General features: G+C 42.6%; 22 protein-coding genes. 9 read left to right on the top strand and 13 right to left on the bottom strand.

Features of this window, described 5'->3' with window-relative positions; translation table 11 throughout:
- Nucleotides 1-5: 5 nt before the first annotated feature.
- Genes CS898_RS00960 through CS898_RS00950 form a run of 3 tightly spaced genes read right to left on the bottom strand, consistent with a single transcriptional unit; the run spans nucleotide 6 to nucleotide 3,512 of the window.
- Nucleotides 6-2,333: a homocysteine S-methyltransferase family protein gene (locus CS898_RS00960; RefSeq protein WP_159459094.1), complete on the bottom strand. Its 2,328-nt coding sequence runs from the start codon at nucleotides 2,331-2,333 to the stop codon at nucleotides 6-8.
- A complete protein-coding gene (locus CS898_RS00955; protein WP_099207786.1) occupies nucleotides 2,323-2,940 on the bottom strand; it encodes a vitamin B12 dependent-methionine synthase activation domain-containing protein in 618 nt (205 codons plus the stop codon). Before CS898_RS00955 ends, CS898_RS00960 begins: the two co-directional genes overlap by 11 nt.
- A gap of 26 nt (nucleotides 2,941-2,966) precedes the next feature.
- On the bottom strand, nucleotides 2,967-3,512 hold the full coding sequence (locus tag CS898_RS00950; RefSeq protein WP_099207785.1) for a phosphatase PAP2 family protein: 546 nt from the start codon (nucleotides 3,510-3,512) through the stop codon (nucleotides 2,967-2,969).
- Between the two features lie 86 nt (nucleotides 3,513-3,598).
- Between CS898_RS00950 and CS898_RS00945 the strand changes: the two genes are divergently transcribed.
- Nucleotides 3,599-4,159, top strand: a complete 561-nt coding sequence (locus tag CS898_RS00945) for a hypothetical protein (protein ID WP_009431065.1) — start codon at nucleotides 3,599-3,601, stop codon at nucleotides 4,157-4,159.
- On the opposite strand, the gene CS898_RS00940 is transcribed toward CS898_RS00945, so the two are convergent.
- From CS898_RS00940 to CS898_RS00915, 6 genes are read right to left on the bottom strand one after another with little or no spacing between them, the layout of a single operon-like run.
- Nucleotides 4,141-4,617 carry a pyridoxamine 5'-phosphate oxidase family protein gene (locus tag CS898_RS00940; RefSeq protein WP_009430559.1) on the bottom strand — a complete coding sequence of 159 codons (477 nt, stop codon included), beginning with the start codon at nucleotides 4,615-4,617 and terminating at the stop codon, nucleotides 4,141-4,143. The two genes, CS898_RS00945 and CS898_RS00940, sit on opposite strands and share 19 nt — an antisense overlap.
- Before the next feature lie 11 nt (nucleotides 4,618-4,628).
- Nucleotides 4,629-5,330, bottom strand: a complete 702-nt coding sequence (locus tag CS898_RS00935; protein WP_009431072.1) for an alpha/beta fold hydrolase — start codon at nucleotides 5,328-5,330, stop codon at nucleotides 4,629-4,631.
- Nucleotides 5,331-5,334: 4 nt separating this feature from the next.
- A complete protein-coding gene (locus tag CS898_RS00930; RefSeq protein WP_099207784.1) occupies nucleotides 5,335-6,009 on the bottom strand; it encodes a uracil-DNA glycosylase in 675 nt (224 codons plus the stop codon).
- Nucleotides 6,006-7,361 (bottom strand): TrkA C-terminal domain-containing protein, encoded by a 1,356-nt coding sequence (locus CS898_RS00925; protein WP_099207783.1) that lies wholly within the window; start codon nucleotides 7,359-7,361, stop codon nucleotides 6,006-6,008. The genes CS898_RS00930 and CS898_RS00925 overlap by 4 nt, the downstream gene beginning before the upstream one ends.
- A gap of 9 nt (nucleotides 7,362-7,370) precedes the next feature.
- On the bottom strand, nucleotides 7,371-8,525 hold the full coding sequence (locus CS898_RS00920) for a cation diffusion facilitator family transporter (RefSeq protein WP_099207782.1): 1,155 nt from the start codon (nucleotides 8,523-8,525) through the stop codon (nucleotides 7,371-7,373).
- A gap of 2 nt (nucleotides 8,526-8,527) precedes the next feature.
- Entirely contained in the window at nucleotides 8,528-8,740 is a 213-nt protein-coding gene (locus CS898_RS00915) for a DUF896 domain-containing protein (RefSeq protein WP_009431389.1), read from the bottom strand.
- A gap of 153 nt (nucleotides 8,741-8,893) precedes the next feature.
- On the opposite strand from CS898_RS00915, the gene CS898_RS00910 reads away from it, so the two are divergent.
- Together CS898_RS00910 and CS898_RS00905 are read left to right on the top strand one after the other, a co-directional pair.
- Nucleotides 8,894-10,492 carry a Na/Pi cotransporter family protein gene (locus tag CS898_RS00910; protein WP_099207781.1) on the top strand — a complete coding sequence of 533 codons (1,599 nt, stop codon included), beginning with the start codon at nucleotides 8,894-8,896 and terminating at the stop codon, nucleotides 10,490-10,492.
- An 80-nt stretch (nucleotides 10,493-10,572) separates the two neighbouring features.
- Nucleotides 10,573-10,983 (top strand): helix-turn-helix domain-containing protein, encoded by a 411-nt coding sequence (locus CS898_RS00905; protein WP_234975993.1) that lies wholly within the window; start codon nucleotides 10,573-10,575, stop codon nucleotides 10,981-10,983.
- Between the two features lie 54 nt (nucleotides 10,984-11,037).
- Here CS898_RS00905 and CS898_RS00900 read toward each other — a convergent pair whose 3' ends face one another.
- Both CS898_RS00900 and htpG read right to left on the bottom strand, forming a co-directional pair.
- Complete coding sequence (locus CS898_RS00900) at nucleotides 11,038-12,363, bottom strand: C1 family peptidase (RefSeq protein ID WP_099207780.1); 1,326 nt, start codon at nucleotides 12,361-12,363, stop codon at nucleotides 11,038-11,040.
- Entirely contained in the window at nucleotides 12,360-14,231 is a 1,872-nt protein-coding gene (gene htpG, locus CS898_RS00895) for a molecular chaperone HtpG (protein ID WP_099207779.1), read from the bottom strand. The genes CS898_RS00900 and htpG overlap by 4 nt, the downstream gene beginning before the upstream one ends.
- 232 nt (nucleotides 14,232-14,463) lie before the next feature.
- Here htpG and CS898_RS00890 point away from each other — a divergent pair, with 232 nt between their 5' ends.
- From CS898_RS00890 to CS898_RS00865, 6 genes are all read left to right on the top strand, one after another.
- Entirely contained in the window at nucleotides 14,464-15,759 is a 1,296-nt protein-coding gene (locus CS898_RS00890) for an ABC transporter substrate-binding protein (RefSeq protein ID WP_099207778.1), read from the top strand.
- Nucleotides 15,760-15,769: 10 nt separating this feature from the next.
- A complete protein-coding gene (locus tag CS898_RS00885) occupies nucleotides 15,770-16,645 on the top strand; it encodes a carbohydrate ABC transporter permease (RefSeq protein WP_009430386.1) in 876 nt (291 codons plus the stop codon).
- Nucleotides 16,635-17,456 carry a carbohydrate ABC transporter permease gene (locus CS898_RS00880; protein WP_099207777.1) on the top strand — a complete coding sequence of 274 codons (822 nt, stop codon included), beginning with the start codon at nucleotides 16,635-16,637 and terminating at the stop codon, nucleotides 17,454-17,456. The genes CS898_RS00885 and CS898_RS00880 overlap by 11 nt, the downstream gene beginning before the upstream one ends.
- A gap of 65 nt (nucleotides 17,457-17,521) precedes the next feature.
- Nucleotides 17,522-18,604: an ABC transporter ATP-binding protein gene (locus tag CS898_RS00875; protein WP_099207776.1), complete on the top strand. Its 1,083-nt coding sequence runs from the start codon at nucleotides 17,522-17,524 to the stop codon at nucleotides 18,602-18,604.
- Nucleotides 18,605-19,381: a sugar phosphate isomerase/epimerase family protein gene (locus CS898_RS00870; RefSeq protein ID WP_099207775.1), complete on the top strand. Its 777-nt coding sequence runs from the start codon at nucleotides 18,605-18,607 to the stop codon at nucleotides 19,379-19,381.
- Nucleotides 19,382-19,692: 311 nt separating this feature from the next.
- On the top strand, nucleotides 19,693-19,911 hold the full coding sequence (locus tag CS898_RS00865; RefSeq protein ID WP_099207774.1) for a hypothetical protein: 219 nt from the start codon (nucleotides 19,693-19,695) through the stop codon (nucleotides 19,909-19,911).
- A gap of 89 nt (nucleotides 19,912-20,000) precedes the next feature.
- On the opposite strand, the gene CS898_RS00860 is transcribed toward CS898_RS00865, so the two are convergent.
- A complete protein-coding gene (locus CS898_RS00860; protein WP_141558234.1) occupies nucleotides 20,001-20,855 on the bottom strand; it encodes an IS3 family transposase in 855 nt (284 codons plus the stop codon).
- Complete coding sequence (locus CS898_RS10105; protein WP_306345821.1) at nucleotides 20,819-21,187, bottom strand: helix-turn-helix domain-containing protein; 369 nt, start codon at nucleotides 21,185-21,187, stop codon at nucleotides 20,819-20,821. The genes CS898_RS00860 and CS898_RS10105 overlap by 37 nt, the downstream gene beginning before the upstream one ends.
- Nucleotides 21,188-21,329 lie beyond the last annotated feature (142 nt).

The following is a 21,329-nucleotide window of genomic DNA, read 5'->3' as shown; positions in this document are numbered from 1 at the left end:
TTCTCCTAGTCCTTAAATACATTTTTTGCGATTTCTATATCTTCCTTGGCATCTTTACAATAGTAGTTGGCTCCAATTTCATAGGCATAGGCCTGGGTTAAAACAGCTCCACCCACCATGATCTTGAGATCGGGTCTTTTTTCTTTTAAAAGTTGGATGGTTTCTTCCATGGAGGAAACCGTAGTGGTCATAAGGGCAGAAAGTCCTACCAGGTGGATGTCCTCTTCTTCCACAGTCTGTAAAATTTCCTCCTTGGACACATCTCGGCCCAGGTCATAGACATCATAGCCATAGTTTTCCAAAAGAACCTTGGCTATATTTTTTCCAATATCGTGGATGTCTCCTTTTACCGTAGCCAAGAGGATCTTTTCCCCCTTACCGTCCCCCTTGACTCTTAATTGGTCTCTTAGAAATAAAAAGGCCTCTTGGGCTGCCGATGCAGCTCCAATTAATTGGGGAAGGTAGATTTCCTTTTTTTCATAGTCCTGGCCAATGGCGTCCAGAGCTGGAATTAACTCTTCTGAAATAATTTCCATGGGGTCTTTTTCTTGGATGGCTCCCTTGACATAGTTTAAAAGCTCTGTCTTCTGGGACCGTCTCATGGCCTGGTAGGGTGAAAAGTCCCCTTCTTCCTCTTCCAAACCAGCTGACGTTTCTTTCTTGTCTTCCATAAAGGCAATGTAGCCCATGGCCTTTTCATCTTGGCCCATTAAAAGTCGGTGGGTGTGGATGACCTCTTGGATTCTTGGGTCCAGAGGGTTCACAATGGGCATGCTACAACCCTTAGCCAGGGCAGCTTGCAAGAAACTTGCAGTAACTAGGGACCTCTTGGGTAAGCCGAAGCTGATGTTGGAGGTTCCCATGGTGGTAAGGTAGCCTTTTTTTGTCAGTTTTTCAATGGTTTCCAGGGCCAGCTTGGCTGAATCCTTGTTGGATGCAATGGTTAAGACCAAGGGGTCAATTAAGACATCTCTCTTTTCCAGGCCATAGGATTCTGCTGTCTTGACAATTTTTTCTGCAATTGCCAGGCGTTTGTCCGAAGTCTTGGGGATCCCATCTTCATCCAGGGCTAGCCCCACCACCATGGCCCCATATTTTTTGGCCAGGGGAAGGACAGCATCCAAGGATTCTTGGGTCCCATTGACGGAGTTAATCACAGGCCGGCCTGGAGTCACCATCAAAGCGGCTTCCAGAGCTTCTACATTGGAGGAGTCCAATTGTAAGGGGAGGTCTACCAGGGCTTGGAGGTGGAGGGCCGCCTTTCTTAGGAGGTAGACTTCATCCGTTCCAGGTAGGCTGACATTGACATCTAAGAGGTCGGCTCCCTTTTGGTCCTGTAAAACCCCCAACCTTAAAACTTCTTCCATGTTTTTCTTTTCCAGGCTTTCCTTTAACCTGGTCTTACCTGTGGGGTTGATGACTTCTCCTACATAGCGGGTTTGGTCCAGGTCCACCACCCGGCTAGAGGAAGCCAGGTATTGCTTGATTTCCTTGTTTTGCAGTAAGGCTTCCTTGCCCTTAAAGTGCTTGGCTAGGCCTTGGATGGTTTTTTCCGTGGTCCCACAACAGCCCCCAATATATTGGACCCCCAGGTCCAACATACCTTGGATCCCTTCAATAAAGAGGTCATCTTCCATGTGGTAGTTTCCCTCTTCATCTGGAAGACCTGCATTAGCCTTGACAATCAAGGGCTTGTTGGTCACTTGGTTTATGGATTTTAAGATGGCTTGAATTTCAAAGGGGCCTAGAGAGCAGTTGACTCCCAGGGCGTCCACGCCCAACTTGTCTGCCATAATGGCAAAGGCTTGGGGAGAGACTCCGGAAAAGGTCCGGCCATCTTTTTCAAAGGTCATGGTGGTTAAGAGGGGGCCGTCATAGTGGGCCTTGACAGCCAAAATAGCAGCCCTTAGTTCCAATAAAGAACTCATGGTTTCAATCACCACCAGGTCAAATCCCTCTTCCAGGGCTATTTGGATATTTTGTTCAAAGAGCTCATAGGCCCTTTGAAAGGACATGGTCCCCATGGGTTCTAAAAGTTCACCCAAGGGGCCCATATCAAAGGCCACCTTGGCCTTGGTCCCTGCCGCCCTTTTGGCTATTTGTAAGCCTGTATGGATGGTCTTTCTCAATTCTTCTGGGTCAGGATAATTCCTCCCATGGGCCCCAAAGGTATTGGAGTAGATAATGTCTGATCCTGCTTGGACATAGGCCCTTTGGATTTCTTCAATGACTTCTCCATGGCTGATATTGATACTTTCCGGTCTTTGATGGATGCCCCTTTTTTGGATTTGTGTCCCCATGGCCCCATCTAAAAGGATGATTTTATTTGTCAAAAACACTACACCTTGCCTTTCCTTTTTCTCTACAAGTTTGACGTGAGCAGAAGCTACAGCCGTTGCGATAGCTGGGCTTAATTGGGCTGGCCCCATAGACGGCTAAAACTGTTTTTCTGGGTATTATAATATTTTCCTTGGTCAGCCCCACCCCCAACCTCTTATAGATTTCTAAAAGGTCGGCAAAGTTTCTCTGCATATCATGGGGGATATCCCCATAACCTGGGCTAAATCGATCTGTAATATAGAGGTTTGTCTTTTCCTGGTCCTCCCTTTGGATCCTGTCCAAAGAATCTTCAAGATAGGCTGATAGGGCACCATCCAGAACAAAGGCCAAGGAGGTGTCCTCCAGGTTGGTCCTTTGCAAGAGGACGTCGGCCTCCTTGCCCAGGGTGGCCCCGATAAAGATTAAGTATTGAGAGTCTTCTTGTAAGTCCATCAGGGTTTTTGATGGACCAAAAAAATCCACCCGGTCCATCTTTTTTCGCACAGTCCTAAGCTGGATATTTTTTCGAATCAGGTCCTCACATATTTTTATTTTTTCCTCTAGTGGGTCGTCAATCTTTGGCGTCCTTAAAAAACTGCCAATGGTCTTTCTTGTAATCATATATATCCCCTATTTTTCACTCTATGTTATAATGAAGAAAAAAATCCCTGGTCCTTTTTCTTCTGGCTTACCTTATCTAGCAATTGTTTGGCCATATAGCCACAGGCCAGACCCACCAAGATTCCTCCCAGGATATCTGTGGGAAAGTGGACAAAGAGGTAGAGTCTTGAAAAGGCAATAATCCCTGCCAAGACAAAGGCCCCTAGGCCCCAAGAGGGCTTGTTTAAAAAAATAGCCTGGGCCGAAGCAAAACTCACCATGGTATGGCCACTGGGAAAAGAATAGTCCCTTAGTGGGCCCACCAAGATTTGGACCGAGGGGTCTATCCAGTAGGGCCGCATCCTTTGGAATAGGTTTTTTAAGATTAGGTTGCCAAAAAGGTAGGTCATGGCCATGGCCAGGAGGATACAAAGACCCATCTTCCGACTTTTTTTCCAAAATAAAAAAAGAAGGCCTAGGCAGATCCAAAAGGCCCCTCCTGTAGCAAAATGTGTAATGAAGACCATCAGCTTGTCAAGCCAAGCTTGATGGATTCCTTGTAAGCCATAAAGTATGGTCCATTCCCAAGACATGTTTTCCTCCCTTTTTCCCTAGTTGAATTTATTGTTTTCCTATTGTAACATATTTTTTCCAATCCACCAACTCAAAGGAGCTTTCCATGAAAAACCATCTAGAACTTAATTTCTTTCGCATAGAAGGCCACTATGGTGTTTACCAGGGCTGGATGAAGAAGTCTGATTACTTTATCCGCCGGTCTTGTGGTCTCGCAGCCCTCTTAAATATTTTAATTTATGAAAAAATTCTCCAGGTCCATTCCATTGCTGAAGCTGGTTTTTACTTGGACCAACTGTCCAAGCCCTACCTCCCCAGACCCTGGGGAATTGTCCGTTTTTCAAGCCTCCTGGCTATCCTCAACCGGGTCAGTCCAAAAAAATACCAGCTGGTGACCTTTAAAAAGCCCCTTCAGCTGGATTTTGTCGTTTCCTTTATTCAAGAGGCCCTGGAAAAGGGCCATCCCCTCTTACTTTTAACCTTTAACCACAAGAGTCCTGCCTTCCACAACCACTGGCTTACCATTACAGGACTCAGCTGGGAAGATGGCCAATACCAGGTTATTTGCTCAAACTGGGGCCAAAGGCGGATCTATTCCCTAAATAAGTATTTATCCAAGGCTTCCCTCTATCGGGGCCTGGGATATTTTCAAGAAGTTTCCTCTTGATTTTTCTTTCCACTGGTCTCTTCAAGGGTCATGACAAAAACCTGGGTATGGGCCAAGGCTCGGTCAATATAGTCCAGGCCTTCTTTTTCATAGTCTTTGGAGTATTTTTTAATCAGACCCTCTAGGGCTTGTCTCTTTTCCCGAGGATCTTCCAAGATTTTGACTTGGCCAAAGCAAATTACCGATTCATAGTTGGATGAAAACTTGTCCGGAACCACTTCTTGCCTGTAGACCAGGCTAAAGGATGCCTGGGTCCCGGCACCTATGGCCCGGACCTTTTCTCCTTCTTGGGCTCCATGGAAGTAGATTTTACCTTCTTGGTAGTAGTAATTGAGAGGGATCCCATAGGGCCTAGCCTGGCTATCCAGGATGGATAAAACCCCGTAAGGGGCTTTTTTTAATCGTTCTTGGCACCATTCTTGACTTTGACTCTTATCTTTTCTCCGCATAGGAATCATTTTGCCCTCCTTTACTTGTCTCCTCTTAAAAGATAGGTTAGACCCTCGTCTAACATATTGGTAGTCACCACATGGCCTACATCTTCAAATAGGCTAAAATGGCAGCTTCTAACTCCGGACCCAACCAGGGCTTGGTAAAAAGATTCCTGGATTTGGGCCGGAATGCTCTGGTCCTGACCTCCATTGGCCATATAAAGGACCTTGCCTTGGTAGGATGCCAGGTCCTCCATGGGTAGGTCAATCCCCTCTAGGTCCTGGGGCTTGAGACCATAATGTTGGCCCAAGGCTACAAAGTCAAAGGCTCCATTAATGGCCAGGCCTCCTTGGACGGGATAATTTTTTAAAATCATACCCACAGTAAGGGCCCCCATGGAGTGGCCAGAAAGATAGATTTTGCCTGTCTTTAGATAGTCTTGGATGTCTTGAAATTCATCATTGTTTCTTTGGACCAGGTCCATCAGGGTTCTCCAGGGGATGTCCTCTCCAATATCCAGGTCCGGACTCTGCCTTTGTCCATGGTAGGGGGCATCTGGCAAGTAGGTGTCAAAACCATAGCTAGCAAAAATTCCCCCTCTAAAGATAGAGGATTCTGCACTGGACCCCCAGCCATGGTAGTAGACCATGCTCCCATGAGGGGATGAGTCTGCATATAGGTGGATTACTGGCCGCCCGGCTATATTGATTTTTTCCATTTGAACATGAACTGGTAACATGACTTCACTCCTTAATGGCCCAATCAATGGGGCTTAGCTGGTTGGCTTCTAAAAATTCATTGCTTTTAGAAAAGGGTTTGGACCCGAAAAATCCACGGTAGGCCGACAGGGGAGATGGGTGAGGGGCTTCCAAAATCAAGTGTTTGGGATTATTTAGGAGTTTTTTCTTGCTCCGGGCATGGGCTCCCCACAAGATGTAGACCAGGGCTTGGTCTTTTTTATTTAAAAGAGACAAGATGGCGTCGGTAAAAATTTCCCAGCCAATGTCCTTGTGGCTGGTGGGACTTCCCTGGCGGACAGTCAAGGTAGTGTTTAAAAGTAGGACTCCCTGCTGGGCCCAAGACATGAGATAGCCGGTATGGGCCATGGGGATACCCAGATCAGACTCTAACTCCTTGTAGATATTTTGTAGGCTTGGGGGAATGGGAACCCCCTTTTGGACGCTAAAGGCCATACCATGGGCTTGCCCCTTGCCGTGGTAGGGGTCTTGACCCAGAATTACCACCTTTACATCTTGATAGCTGGTGGTTTGCAGGGCATTGAAAATATCCTCCATTGCCGGATAGATGGGATAATTTTGGTATTCTTCCAATAGGAGCCTACGCAATTCCTGGTAGTAGGGCTTTTCCATTTCCGGACCTAAAAGATCCTGCCAATCGTTGTGGAAAATTTCTTTCATCGACTTCCTCCAATCCATTTCTTCAGCATAGACTGTTGGTCTTTTCGGTAAATCCTATTTAGGAGGTCTTCTCGAAGGCTGGTTTTTTCGAGAATAATCAGGCGGTCGTCCCTTTTAAAGGTCAACTGCCCACTGGGAATAATCAATTGCTTATACCTTAAGACGGCCCCTATAATAACCCCATCGGGAAGGACCATGTCCTTTAGGGCCTTGTCGATAATGGGGGCGTCCTTTAAAAGTTCCAATTCCAAGAGTTCACAAGTTCCTCCTGGCAGGGGGGTAATGTGGATTTTCCCCGGCAGGTGGACCATGCTGAACACCTGGCTGGCAATGGCAATTCTTGGAATCATTTGAACTCCATGGACTACCTTTTCTGTAGCCTTGGCATAGTCCTTGTAGTTTAAAAGGCAAATCGTCTTTAAAAGGCCCACCTCCCGGGCTAAAAGACTCATAACCACATTTTCATTGTCATCTTGGCTGGCACAAATGACCCCTAGAACTTTCCTTGTATCCATTTGGTTGAAGGTTTCCAGGCTGGTGAGTTTAGCCTGGTTAACCAAGGCATTGGGAAGGGCCCTACGCCAAGCCTTGAGGGATTGGTCCTGGGGAATGGTAACAATGCATTCATAGCCTTCATCTTCCAGGCAAAGGGCTAGTTCCTTGACATAGATGGAGTCTCCTAAAAGCCAAAAGACCTTGCCATTGGAATTATCTTGGTCCAGGGCGTCTTGGCGACGGAAGGCCTCCAGGGATCCGTTACCCAGTAAAAAGAGCCGATCTCCCTTTCTCAGGACTGTTTCTCCCTGGGGAATTAAAAAGTCTCCCTTCCGGTAGATGGCCACAATTAAGGTCCCATCTAAAAAGAGGTCCTTGACCTTTTGTCCTATCTTGGGATGGCGGTCTTCCAGGGTATAGGCCCAAATATTTAAGTGGGGATGGAGGTACTTCCTCCGAGGCAGTCCCTGGTCTTCTATGGAAAAGTGGATGATATAGTCTGCCATATTTTCCGAAGGATAGAGGTATTCATCTACAAAATCAAAGGTCTCTGAGATGTTGGTCTTGGTTAAACTGTGGTTTTGAACCAGGACAATGGTATAAGTATCCATTTGCTTTTTGCAAAAATAAGCCTGGAGGATGTTTTCTTCATCATTGTCTCCCAAAATCAGGGTATAGTCCATGTCTCCAAAATGGTCTAAATTTTGATAGGAAAATTCTTCTACTCTTAAGTTTTTATTTTTTGGATAATCCCAGGACTTGCTTTTGCAGAGCCAGTAAACTTCAATTTCTTGGGTTAAAAGGCGTTCCACCAAGTCCAAGGCAATAAGGTTGTCTCCAATTACACAAAATTTCATTCTAACCACCTAGTATTTTAAATCAATATTTACCAAGGCCCTGTAGCCTGGATAATTTTCCTCTAATCTTTCAACCAAGTCCTTCTGGACCCTATCTCTAGATTCCTGGTTGGGATAGTGACCTCCAGAAACCGCTAAGTCCAGGTAGATGGTTTTTTCCCCACTATCCAGGGTGAAGTCATGGTAGCTGTCAACTCCGTCTTTTTCTTGGACAAAGTCATCAACTACAGCTATCATTTTTTCTTCAAAAGGACTTAATCCCCCTACAGGGTCTACATGGATAATAAGGTGGATGTCCATGGCTGCAGAAATTTCTCGCTCAGCCCGGTCTACAATTTTATGGACTTCTAACAAGGACATGGTACTTGGAAATTCCGCATCTAAAACCACAATGGTTTTTTCTGGTCCAAAGCTGTTAAAGATAATATCGTGGACCCCTTGAACATGGTCGTAGGTCATCATCCTTTGCCTAAGTTCCTGGTAGGTTTCCCGACTGGGGCCTTGACCAATTAAGATGCTCATGGTTTCTGAAATAAGCTCCCAACCACTTTTTATGATTAAAATAGAAACCACTAAACCCACGAGTCCATCAATTGCTAGGTCCGTTAAGGCATCTAGGATCATGGAAACCAAGACCACCCCGGTCACAAAGCAATCTCCCAAAGAGTCTGCCGCTGTGGCCTTTAAAGGGGTGGAGTCAATGGCTTCTCCAACCTTTTTATTAAAATGGGCCTGCCAAAGTTTTACCCCAATGGACAAGACCAGGAGGATAAAGCCCAAAAGAGTAAAGTGGGTTTTTTCTGGATTGATAATCCTCTCAATACTGGTTTTAGAAAATTGCAAGCCCACCACAATAACAAAACAGGAAATAATTAAGCCTGTTACATACTCAACTCGACCATGTCCTTGAGGGTGGTCTTCATCCGGGGGTTTATCTGCAAAATGAGTCCCAGCTATGGTAATAATGGAAGAAGTTGAGTCCATTAAGTTGTTCATGGCATCTGCCAAGACAGATACCGAGCCTGAAATAAGTCCAATGACCAATTTGACAATGGTCAACAAACCATTGGACACCAGGCCCACCAGGCCGGCCAAAAGGGATATTTTTGTGCGATTCTCCTCTTTTCTCCCAAAATGGCCCTTTTTTAACACCCATTGAATCATCTTTACTTTTCCTTTTCCCTTTTTAATTTTTCAGGAGTAACATCTTGGCCTGTTTCGTCCACAACCTTGGTATTTAACAGGGTGGAGCGAAAGCTTTTTCTAAAGTCCTCCAGGTATTCTTTTCTCAATCTTGCTTGCTCTTCTTTTTCTTCTGCTGTAAGCTCCCTGGTTTTTTCCAGGCGAGCCAAGGCATTAATTCGATCTAAAGTTTTCATAGTCACCTCTTTTCCATTATACCATGTTTAGGCCTAGTTCTTGGTGAAATCTTCTTGGCTAAAAGTTAATAAAATATTTAATTTTCTTTAATATTCCTTTGAAATCATTGTCTAGATGGGTTATGATTAAAAGAGAATACTTAGGGGGGAATTATGTCCATTTATACGGTTTTTGCCATGTTAGGTGGTTTGGCCTTATTTCTATATGGGATGGATTTAATGAGCGAAGGCTTGGAAACTACAGCCGGTAACAAGCTCCATTCCATTATAGAAAAATTAACATCCTCTACGTCTAAGGGTTTACTGGTAGGTATTGTTGTAACAGCTATTATACAAAGTTCTTCTGCCACAACCGTTATGACCGTAGGGTTTGTAAATGCAGGTCTTATGACAATTCGTCAGTCTGTAGGAATTATTATGGGAGCCAATATTGGGACAACAGTAACAGGTCAGTTGGTGGCTTTAAATATCACTGATTCTGCACCCTTGCTGGCCTTTGGTGGTTTTATTGTCTACAAATTTGTCAACAAAAAGACCATTTCCAGTTTGGGCTCCGTTATTATGGGTCTGGGTCTCTTGTTTATGGGGATGGAGATTATGTCATCATCCATGAGTCCCCTACAAGACAGTCCTGTTTTTTCTAATCTCATGTTGAAGTTTTCCAACCCCATCCTAGGGGTTTTGATTGGCTGTCTTGTTACAGCTCTTATCCAATCATCCAGTGCTTCCATGGGGATTTTGCAAGCTCTGGCCAATAAGAATTTAATTGGCCTATCAGGGTCCATCTATATCATCTGCGGTTTTAATATTGGTACCTGTGTCACCAGTCTCCTCTCTTCCATGGGGTCTAGTGTCAACGCCAAAAGAACCGCCATGGTCCACGTTTTATTTAACCTGATTGGGACCATTCTCTTTATCCTCATGGTTCAGGTACTTCCCATTGAACAATTCATTTTATCAATTTCTAGGGATCTACCAGCAGCCCAGTTGGCCAACCTTCACACCATGTTTAACGTGGTTACCACCATGTTGCTATTTCCTTTTTCTAAGCAATTGGCCAGTTTGGCTACCCGTCTCTTGCCCATGAAGGATGCACCCATGGACTCTATGAGCCTTCGCTACATCAAGCCTAAAAATGTCCATGATGCCAACCTGGTTTTAACAGATGTCCGGGCAGAAGCTGACCGGATGCTGGATATTTCACTAAAGAACTACTATCTAGCCATTGAGTGTTTTTACTATTATGATGAAAATAAACACAATGAAATTCTCCACAATGAAGAAGTCATCAACTATTTAAACTCCCATATTACCAAGTATATTATTGACCTTTTAAGTGAGGCCATGGATGACCAAACTGCATCCTACTTTACAGGTTATATGCGGATTGTTCGAGATATCGAGCGGATTGGCGACCATATTAAAAATATTGCTGAATTCGCTGAAATCAACGAAGAAAGACAGCTTACTTTTTCCGACAAGTGCTATGAAGAGCTGGATGTTTTAAACAAGTCCCTCCTCTCCTTCTATGACCTTGTCACCAAGGAAGAAGACCGAGACCTTCGTCAGTCTAAGTCTAAAGAATTGGATTTAAGTATTTCAAATTATATTGATACCTATCGAGAACTCCACCTAGACCGGATGAAAGAAGGTATTTGTAATCCAGAAAGTGGTTTGGTCTATGAAAAAACCCTCACTGCTTTTGAAAGAATCTCTGCCTATTTGAGAAATATTGGTAAATTAAAAATGTAAGTTTAAAAAATTTTCATAAAAAAAGACCAGGAAATGATCTGAACCCCAAAATCCGGAATACGGATGGAGGGGTTTTTTGTATGCCAAAATACACAAAAGAATTTAAAATAAAACTAGTGCTAGAATATTTATCAGGAGAAACAGGCGGGCGTGAAAAGGTAGCTAAAAAATATGATATTCCAGATGGAACTTTGAAAAACTGGATAGAAAAATACAAGTCAGGAGGATTTGATAACTTATCTAAAAAGTTAAAAAACAATAAATTCACTAGTGAATTTAAGTTATCTGTAATACAATATAGGCAAATCAAGAATACTTCGCTTAGAGAGACTGCAGAGCATTTCAACCTTGTAAATGAATCCATAATATACAGGTGGGAGAAAACTTATCAAGANGAGTATATAGATTATTACAATAACGAAAGAATTCAATCAAAAACAAAATGGATGCCACCTACAAAGTATAGGTTAGCATCCACTACAACGAATTAATTAAATATTGTGTCCAGTTTTATGGGTACACATCATTTTTCCGGCAGGTTCTTTTTATTTTACCATTCCAAAAGCTGTACAAAAAGCATCGTAGGGGCTGTAGCAAATGGGTTCTTGGTCCAGACCCTTTAGGTAGTCCGGGTCTAGGTAGTCCTTGTGGACAATGAGTTCATAGACATAGGCATCAAACCAGGCATCGGTCATGGAAAAGATACCCTTTTTCCCATTTTTCTCTCCCCAGGAGTTTTCTACCTTCCAAAAACGACTTTGGCCGTCTTGAATATTGACTCCGGTAATGTTCATGGCATGGGTGGCCATGGACTGCCGGGAGTCAATCCGGTCGGCCTTGGAAAAATCTCCCGGGTCCACCAGGCTTTCCCGGTAGTTGTAGAGCCTTTCATCCAGGATTCCAGCCTTGCGGTCGCTCATTTTCCCTACATCACAGGCAAACCAGGCTGTCCGACCATCTTCCAGGGACCGGATCATGGCTTTTTTCATTTGGTCTATGGGGACGTTGAGGCCCCTGAGTCCATCAATTTCCAAGAGATTTTTAATTTCTGGATTGATGTAGACCCGGCCATAGGGGTTCCTAGGCCTGGGGTCATGGATGAGGCGGATGAGGTTGTCGTAAAAGCCATCCAGGTACTTGTGGTAAAAGTCTTGGGGGGTCATGTTTTTTTCAATATGGTAGTTTTTGTCCTTGTCCAGGTATTCAAAGTCAAACTTTTGGACGGGACGACCAATACACTTGGCCAGGATAGTATAGACCTTGGCCAGGCATTCTTCCTTGAGCCGGTCCATATCTTCTTCCGGGGCCCGACGGATGTCCATGGCGTATTTCTTAATGACTTCTTCAATCCGGGCAAACATGTCGGCGGAATTTTGGCTGTTAAAGCTTTCTTTCATGGCTGATTTTGGCACCAGGCCGTATTTTTCAACTAGGGCCTTAAAGTATTCAAAGTAGCCCCCATCATCGGTTTTGAAGTTCAGGGCATGGATAACTTCCCGGCTATTAATATCCAGGTCCTTGGTCTTGCAAACCATATCTAAAAAGACATTGGTTTTTTCCAGGTTGTCATAAAAGTAGAGGTAGCTTTCAGAAAGTTCAAACTCTTCCAGGTCCAGGTCCTTCATAATCTTTGGCCGGGCCATATTCAGGGCGGCAAACATCCAACACCGGCCTGTTTGCTTTTGATTGGTGATGTGTTTATGGTCTATTTCATGGTTAAAGACAAAGGAATGCTTGTTGATTTGCCTTTGGTTTTTGCTGGCTTCCCGGATACCTACATTGGAAATGGCTCCTTCAATGATTGCATTGGTCTTGTCTTCCAGGTAGGCTTGGTCAAATTTTTCCAGGAGGTCTTGGGTCAATTCTTTCATTGGTCCTCCTTCATTAAAAGGTCGAAAATCGTCTTTGTATAGTCGCTGGGGTTTTGAAGACCTAGGCCTTCAATTAACCGGGCTTGGTTGTATAGGAGCTTGGTGTATTTTTTCAAGATCTCTTCATTATCTTTTAGGCTTAGAAGTTTTTGGTAGATGGGGTGGTTCTTGTTAATTTCCAAAACTTTTTCCGCTTGGATGTCTTGGCCTTGGGCTTGGAAGATTTTTTCCATTTCAATGGAAACTTCTCCCCGACTTAGGAGGCAAACCGGGTGGTCAGCCAGGTCTTCAGAAGCCTTGATTTCAACCACTTCTCCATCCAAAATCTCTTTCATTTCCTTAAAGAGGCCCTCTTCTTCTTGGGTCTTTTCTACTTTTTCTTCTTTTTCCCTATTGATGGAAACAAAGGCCTTGCCCTTGTAGTCCGTCATGGCCTTTAAGACAAATTCGTCAATGGGGTCCGTTAAATAAAGGATTTCTAGGCCTTTTTCTACCATGGCTTCTTTTTGGGGCAGCTGGTCCATCTTGTCCAGGCTGTCTCCTGTTGCATAGTAGATGGCTTCTTGATCTTCCTGCATCCGGTCCAGGTAGTCGTCCAGGCTGGTGTAGGCTTGGTCCTTGGAGGAAACAAAGAGAAGCAGGTCTGAATACTTGTCTTTTTCCATACCAAAGGACTCGTAGATGGCTGCCTTAAAGGTCAGGCCAAAGGTCTTATAGAAGTTGACATAGTCTTCCCGGCGATTTTTCATCAGGTCCAGGAGCTTGTCCTTGATCTTTCTTTCAATATTTTTAGAAATGATCCTCAGCTCCCGGTCTTCTTGCAAAATTTCCCGGGAAATGTTGAGGTTTAGGTCTTCTGAATCGATGACCCCAGTTACAAAGGAAAAGGCATCCGGTAGGAGTTGTTGGCACTTGTCCATAATCAAAACTCCGTTGGAATAGAGTTTTAATCCCTTTTCAAAGTCCTTGGACCGCCAATTAAAGGGTTCGGAAGAGGGAATATATAGGATACCCCGGTAGTTTACCAGGCCTTCTACCTTGATGTGGATATGGTCCAAGGGTTTGTCAAAGCCGAAACCTTCGTCATGGTAGAAGTTTTCATAGTCTTCTTGGGTCAAGTCCTTCTTATTTTTCTTCCAAATAGGGACCATGGAGTTTAGGGTCTCTATTTCTTGGTAGGATTCATATTTTGGCTCTTGGCCTTCCTGGTCCGGATTTTCAATAGGTCTAGACTTGGTCACTTCCATTTGGATAGGGTAGCGGATGTAGTTTGAATACCGGGCTACCATCTCTTGGATCTTGTAGGTGTCCAGGAATTGGTCGTAGTTTTCGTCTTCTAAGTTTTCCTTTAAATGGAGGGTAATGGAAGTCCCCAGATCCTCTTTTTGGGCCTTTTCAATGGTGAAACCATCCACTCCTGAAGAAGTCCAGAGATAGGCCTGGTCTTGGCCAAACTTTTTAGTCAAGACTTCCACCTTATCAGCCACCAAAAAGGCAGAATAAAATCCAACCCCAAACTGACCAATAAGCTCAGCAGCATCTTCTTGGTCTTCCAGCTTTTTCTTAAAATCCAAAGACCCACTTTGGGCAATGGTCCCTAGGTTGTCTACCAGGTCTTCTTGGTCCATCCCAATGCCGTGGTCCTTGATGGTTAGGGTTCTCTTGTCCTTGTCCGGCAAGATCTCAATGACATAGTCATCCTTGTTAAAGGTCAGATCTTGGTTGGTCAAGGATTCATAATACATCTTGTCCGTTGCATCCGAGGCATTGGAAATCAATTCACGTAAAAAAACTTCTTTATTTGTATAAATGGAGTGAATCATCAACTCCATCAAACGCTTTGATTGGGCTTTAAATTCATAATTCATACTAATCCTCCTTTAGCACTCTCAATGCTTCTCTGCTAATATTTTAGTCTATAGCGTCTCTTTTGTCAAACCAGACTCCTTCCACCTTTTATTTAACTATGTTCATTTTTCTTTTTTCCCTTATTTTTTACAGAAACTTTTTTCTTTCTTAAGTTTCCATAGATTTCCCTATGCTATGATTTTGATGTTGGACTCCCAACAGACTCTCTATTTGAAAGGATGAAATAAACCCATGAAAAAACTTGTAGTACTTTTATCAATTCTTATCTTATCTCTTAGTCTTTTTGCCTGTGGCCAGGCTCCAGAATCTTCTCCTGCCAAGGACGGCAAGGACGGTAAGATCAAAATCGAATACTACCATGTCAATGCCGAAACCCAAGGTGGGATTAGTGTCAAAGAACTGGTTGACAACTTTAATAAAAACAACGACCACATTGAAGTAGTGGCCACCTATAATCCTGATATGTACAAGGGCTTAATGCAAAACCTCCAAGCCAAACAAGCCGCCAAGGAATCTCCAGCTATTGCCCAAATCGGCTGGGCCTTCTTAGACTATTTTTCCAATAACTTTGACTATGTATCTCCCCAAGAGGCCATTGATGAATTTGACAAGGAAGATCCTGATTTCTTAAAAGAAAACTTCCTCCCCAACATCCTAGACCTGGCAAAAAATTCCAAGGGTGACCAAGTTGGGATTCCCTACTCTCTATCCACTCCAGTCCTCTACATTAACCGGGACATCTTAAAAGAATGTGGCCTACCAGAAGCTGGACCTCAAACCTGGCAAGAAGTTAGCCAATTCGCCAAAACCATCAAGGAAAAAACCGGTAAGTATGGTCTTTACATTCAAGAGCCCCAAGATTTTTGGGCCCAACAAGCCCTGGTAGAATCCAATGGTGGCAAGATGATCCAAGACCATAAGGCAAGTTTTGCCGATCCTCAAGGAATCGAAGCCATGGAGCTCTACCAAGCCATGGTTCAAGACGGATCAGCCATCCATATTTCCTGGGACGAAGGAGTTCAATCTTTCGTAGACGGAAACATTGCCATGTGTTACACAACGATTGCCCGTCGTGAACAAATCCAAAAGGGTGCTCAATTCGACGTTGCTGCTGTAAAATCTCCTACCTTTGCAGGAAAAGACCGGTGTGTCCCAGCTGGCGGTTGCTTTTTAGCCATTACAGCTACAGATAAGGACCAAATTAAAGCCGCTTGGGAATTTGAGAAATACCTTTACGGAGTTGAACAAATGGCTACTTGGACCAAGGGAACAGGCTACACTCCTCCACGAAAAGGTGTTGCTGAAGCTGAAAATGGTCTCAAGGCCTTCTTGGAAGAAAATCAAATGATGAAGCCAGCCATTGAACAATCTAAAGACGTCGTGTCTTGGGCCTCCTTCCCTGGAAATGCCGGTCTACAAGCTGAACAACTTCTTTTAGACATGCGGGATGAAATTTTGGCTGGAGCCAATGTTCAAGAATCCATGACCACAACCCAAGAAAAGATTAACAGTTTGTTAGAAAAGTAGTGGTTTGTCCATGAAAGATAAGCTTAAAGCCTACCTCATGCTTTTGCCGGCAGGCTTTTTCTTTCTGGTCTTTGTTCTTATTCCCTTGTTTTATACTTTTTACTTGAGCTTCTTTGACTGGAATATGATCAAGGCCCACAAGAAATTTGTCGGTTTGCAAAACTATCTGGACCTCGTCCAAAGCCCTATTTTTAAAACTGTTTTAGTCAATACCTTCATCTACATTCTTTTACTTTTGATTTTAAACTTTGTTGCCCCCTATATTTTGGCCTATGTCTTAAGTATTGTGGTAAAAAAGCACAAGAACTTTTACCGGGCAGCCTTCTTTTTGCCCTCTTTAATTTCCCTGGTCATTGGGTCTGTTCTTTATACCTGGATCTTAAATCCAGTTTCAGGCCCTATCGCCATTATCCTAAGGCACTTTGACCTAGCCCTTCCTATTTGGTCTAAGACCCAGGGCTTGGTTCTAGTGGTTATTTCTATCATCACCTCCTGGAAGGCCTTTGGCTACAACTTTATTGTCATCCTGGGTGGTCTATCGGGGATTGACGAAAGCATTATTGAGGCAGCCCGCTTGGATGGGGCCAACTCCTTACAACTCTTTCGAGACATTGCCCTTCCAGCTTCCTCGGCAACTGGACTTTACATTTTTATTATGACCATTGTCCAAGGCCTACAATTCGTCTTTACCCCCATCAAGGTTATTACCCAAGGGGGCCCAAGCTACGCTTCTTCTTCCCTAATCTACCATGCCTATCACGAGGCCTTTATCCTCTACCGTACTGGCCTTTCCTCTGCCTTATCCATCTTGACCATGCTTATTTTCGTTTTTCTTTTAATTTTAGAATTCAAGTTTGTAGAAAGAGGTATTTACTATGAAAACTAAAGATCGCCAAGTCCTTCTCCACCTAGTCCTCGTTCTTCTTGTCGTAATTAGCCTCTTTCCCATTGTCTTTGCCCTATCCAACTCTTTTAAAAGCTTGGAAGAATCCTTTAACAACGTCCTATCCTTAATCCCTAAGAGCCCTACCCTCTCCAACTATCTCTATGTTTTTTCCAGGCTTCCCCTCTTTAAAATTATTTTGAACACCTTTACCATTGCCTTTATTGTCACAACAGTAAAAATCGTCACCTCTGTCTTAGCCAGCTACAGCCTAGTCTACTATGATTTTAAGGGAAAAAACTTCATCTACCTGGTTTTTTTAACCACCATGTTCATTCCCTTTACAGTCACCATGATTCCCAACTATTTGATCGTATCCAAATTAGGGCTCACTGACAGTATTTGGGGAGTTATGCTACCTCAATTTGCAGACGTCCTGGGTATTTTTCTATTACGACAATCCATGCGGACCATTCCAAAATCCATCATTGAGGTTGCAAAAATCGATGGTGTAGGAGAAGGGCATATCCTGCTAGATATTATCCTTCCCATCCTTCGTCCCTCCATGATTTCAACAGCCATTATCTTCTTCATTAATTCTTGGAACGAATACGTTTGGCCAGTTTTAATTATTTCCAGCCAAGACCACTACACCCTGTCTTTGGCTCTCCAGATGTTTATATCTTCTGAGGGAGGCACAGAATTTCCCATTGCCATGGCTGTTTCCGTCATTACCATGATTATCCCCTTGGTCTTATTTTTACTCTTCCAAAGGCATATTATATCCACCTTCATCAGTTCCGGTGTCAAATAAAGGTAAAAACAAGCGATAAAAAGACAACTTGTGGCCAAGACCTCCGGCCACGAAAGGAGAAAAGTTTGAAAGATATTGTATTTAAAAATGTTTGTAAGTCCTACCCAGGCAATAAAAATATGGTTCTTGACCACCTAAATCTCACCATTAAAAGTGGGGAACGCCTAGTCCTTTTAGGCCCTTCCGGCTGTGGAAAATCCACAACTCTTCGAATTATTGCTGGACTTTCTGATATCACAAGTGGTCAATTAATCCTAAATCAACAAGTGGCCAATAACCTGGAAGCCAAGGACCGAAACATCTCCATGGTCTTTCAAAATTATGCCCTCTACCCCCATATGACTGTTGCTGAAAACATAAGTTATGGACTTAAAATCAACAAGGTCCCCAAGGAGGAAATTCAGGCCAGGCTCCAAGATGCCTTAACAACCCTCCAACTTGAAGGTCTGGAAGACCGAAAGCCCAAGGACTTGTCTGGTGGTCAAAGACAAAGGGTTGCCCTGGCTCGAGCCCTGGTGAAAAAAACAGACTACTTCCTCCTGGATGAGCCCTTGTCCAACTTGGATGCCCAACTCCGTCTCCATGCCCGAAAAGAGTTGGTTAAAATTCATGAAAAATATCATATGACCCTGATTTATGTCACCCATGACCAAGTGGAAGCCATGACCATTGGCCAAAGAATCGTCCTTTTAAACCAAGGAAAAGTTCAAATGGCAGACACCCCCTATAATATTTATAACCATCCTAAAAATGTCTTTACAGCTAAATTTATCGGATCTCCCTCTATGAATATCATTCCAGCCCAGGTAAAAAACCAAGACCTCTACCTAGGAGACCAAAAAATAGACCTAAGTCCCCAACTGGCCCAAAGCTTAAAGACCTACCCCAAAAAGCAAGTCTACCTAGGAATTCGGCCCGAACACATTCAAATAAAGAAAAACAAGGGCTTGCCAGTAGAAATTAACTACCTGGAAGACTACGGAAACCACCTGGGCCTTTATTTTAAGTTAGGGGGCCAAGAATATGTTGCCATGACAAGAGACCAAGACTACTCCCGTTTTAAAGAAAAGGAAGAAATTCACCTGACCTTTGACACTGAAAAAATTTCCCTCTTTGACATTGATACAGAAGAAAACTTGGAGGCCTAAATGATCTATATCTCAACAAATATGTTCCAACCCCTAAATCTAGAAAAAGTCTATGAAATTGTAGACTCTGTAGATTTTGACTTGGGGATAGAAATTTTTCCCATGTTCCACATCCCTGGTTACCAAGAACTCTTGGATAAAAATAGACAAAGACTGAAAAATTATCCCCTAACCTTCCATGAGCCCTACTACCAAGCAGACCATAGCTATCCGGATGGAGATGTTTTTTTAACCACCCGCCACTACTATGAAAAACTCCTATCCTTTCAAGACCTCAATCCCAAATACATTGTCTACCACTATAATAACCGGAAAATTCAAGATCGAGACCTTATGCTTGAAGCTGCCCGTAAAAATTTAGACGACCTGGGCCAAGAATCCTCCATCCCTCTCTTAATCGAAAATGTCGGAGTTAAGCCCTGGGAAAATGTCCTCTTGGAAGAAGAAGAATTCATAGAAGAATGCCTGGAAAGAAAAGAAAATGTCCTCATTGATATAGGCCATGCCAATGCCAATGCTTGGGACATAGACCGTCTTCTTTCTAAGTTAAAAAATAGGATTCGGTCCTACCACCTCCATAGCAATGACTCCTACCACGACCTCCACCAGTCCATCTTCCACCCCGACATGGCCCCTGACATTCAATTCATTATTCAGCTCATAAAAAAACACACCCCCCAGGCAGATCTAGTTCTGGAATATGGCAAGGACTATGACCAGCAAGTCCAACAAGTCATTCAGGATGCTAAAAGGCTCCATCAACTATGGATAGAATAAGATTCCTTCTTAAAAAACTTAACCCAATAAAAATAAACTTCTTTGATTTGTGGATAAGTTGTTGATATGTTGATAACTTCCTGGAAATTTGCTAAATAGTGCCCTTTCTCCCCAAACTTTTTAGAAATTTTGTGGATATCTATGTGGGTATGGGTATAAGTTAAAAGTTTTTTAAGCTAAAAAGGCCTTTAGATGTGAAATCCTATTTTTCTTCCTAGACAAGGCTTTTAGTGTCTTAACTCCCCTCTTGTCTTTTTCCCACTTTATGCTAGGATATAGATAAGAAGATATTTAATTTTAGGAGGTCCTATATGGGTTTATTTGATGATATGATGGCAGGCAAGGAGATTTTTAAGTCCACAGTAAAAACCTGTAAGACAGGCTATAAATTTATAAAAGATAATGGTCCCAAGGCCATGGACTTAGCCAAAAAATCTGGAGAATCTCTTTCCAATAAGGTTGAAGACTTAAAGAAAGATGAAAGAGTTGGAGACCTTATGAACCGGGTTGACGACCTTTTGAAAAAGTAAGATTTAAAAGTCAGAAAAATAAATAAGAGCTTTAAAAAAGAACCCTAGCCAAAATGATGTGTACCCATAAAACTGGACACAATATTTAATTAATTCGTTGTAGTGGATGCTAACCTATACTTTGTAGGTGGCATCCATTTTGTTTTTGATTGAATTCTTTCGTTATTGTAATAATCTATATACTCCTCTATTGCTCTCGAAAATTCGTCAAAAGAGCGATAGCTCTTTTCATAACCATAATACATTTCATTTTTTAGCCTTCCAAAGAATGTCTCCATAATGGAGTTATCATAGCAATTCCCTTTTCTTGACATGGATTGCTTTATCCCATGTTTTTTAAGCTCATTGACATAATATTTATGTTGGTATTGCCAACCTTGATCTGAATGTAGTATTAAGTTCTTTAGTTTTGGAAATTTTCTAAATGCTCTTCTTAACATAGTAGATATTTGTTTTAAATTAGGACTTAAGGATAAGTCGTAGGAGATAATCTCATTGGTATACATATCAAGTATTGGAGAGATGTAGCATTTACCCCAAGAAAATTTAAATTCAGAGACATCCGTGGTCCATTTTTGTAAAGGTCTATCTGCTTTGAAGTCTCTATTGATTAGATTATCTGCTACTTTACCTATTTTCCCCTGATAGGAGTGGTATTTTTCTTTAGAGCCCTTTCCAAAAAGTTTTCGTTCGTGCATAATCCTTTGTACTTTTTTATGGTTTATGACATAGCCTTGATTTATTAACTCCATATAGACTCTTCGCACTCCATATCTTCCTTTGTGTAGGTGAAAGATTTGGGCTATTTTATCTGCAATCGGACGATTCTTAACTTTTATTTTATCCACTTTATTTAGTTCAAAGTAGTATGTTGACCTCGGCAAATCAATGGCTCTTAAAAGATCCTTTAGTCTGTATCCTTTTTCTTTGAGTTCTTTGACAATCGCTGCTTTTTCGCCTTGAGTTGCGCAGCGTAACGTTCTTCTCTCAAGGCGATCTCTTTTTTTATTATTTCATTCTCAGCCTTCATATATTCATTTTCTGCTCTAAGTCTTATGAGTTCTTCTCTTTCGGATTCATTCAGTTCTTTTGGTTTATGGATATTTTTCTTTTTCATGGTTGTATTTTTAGATTTACGGCCTTTCTTTTTATTCACAAGACCATTATATCCATCCTTTTTATACTTGTTAAGCCATGAATAAAGTTGTCCTTCATTTATTCCATTTTCGATTGCAGTTGCCTTTATTGAATTTCCAGCCAGCACTTTCGACACCATTTCTAATTTTTCATCTGGTGTCCAGTGGATATTATTTCCATGGTTTAAAATTTCTGGGCCATGAAGTTCTTCTAATCTAAACCATTTTCTAATGGAAGCATGAAGGTTTTCTTCTTTGGTCCCATCAGGTGTATCAGGCCAT

The sequence above is a fragment of the Urinicoccus timonensis genome, assembly GCF_900232945.1.
Taxonomy (GTDB): Bacteria; Bacillota; Clostridia; order Tissierellales; family Peptoniphilaceae; genus Urinicoccus; species Urinicoccus timonensis.
This window is presented reverse-complemented; position numbering and strand designations above follow the sequence as displayed.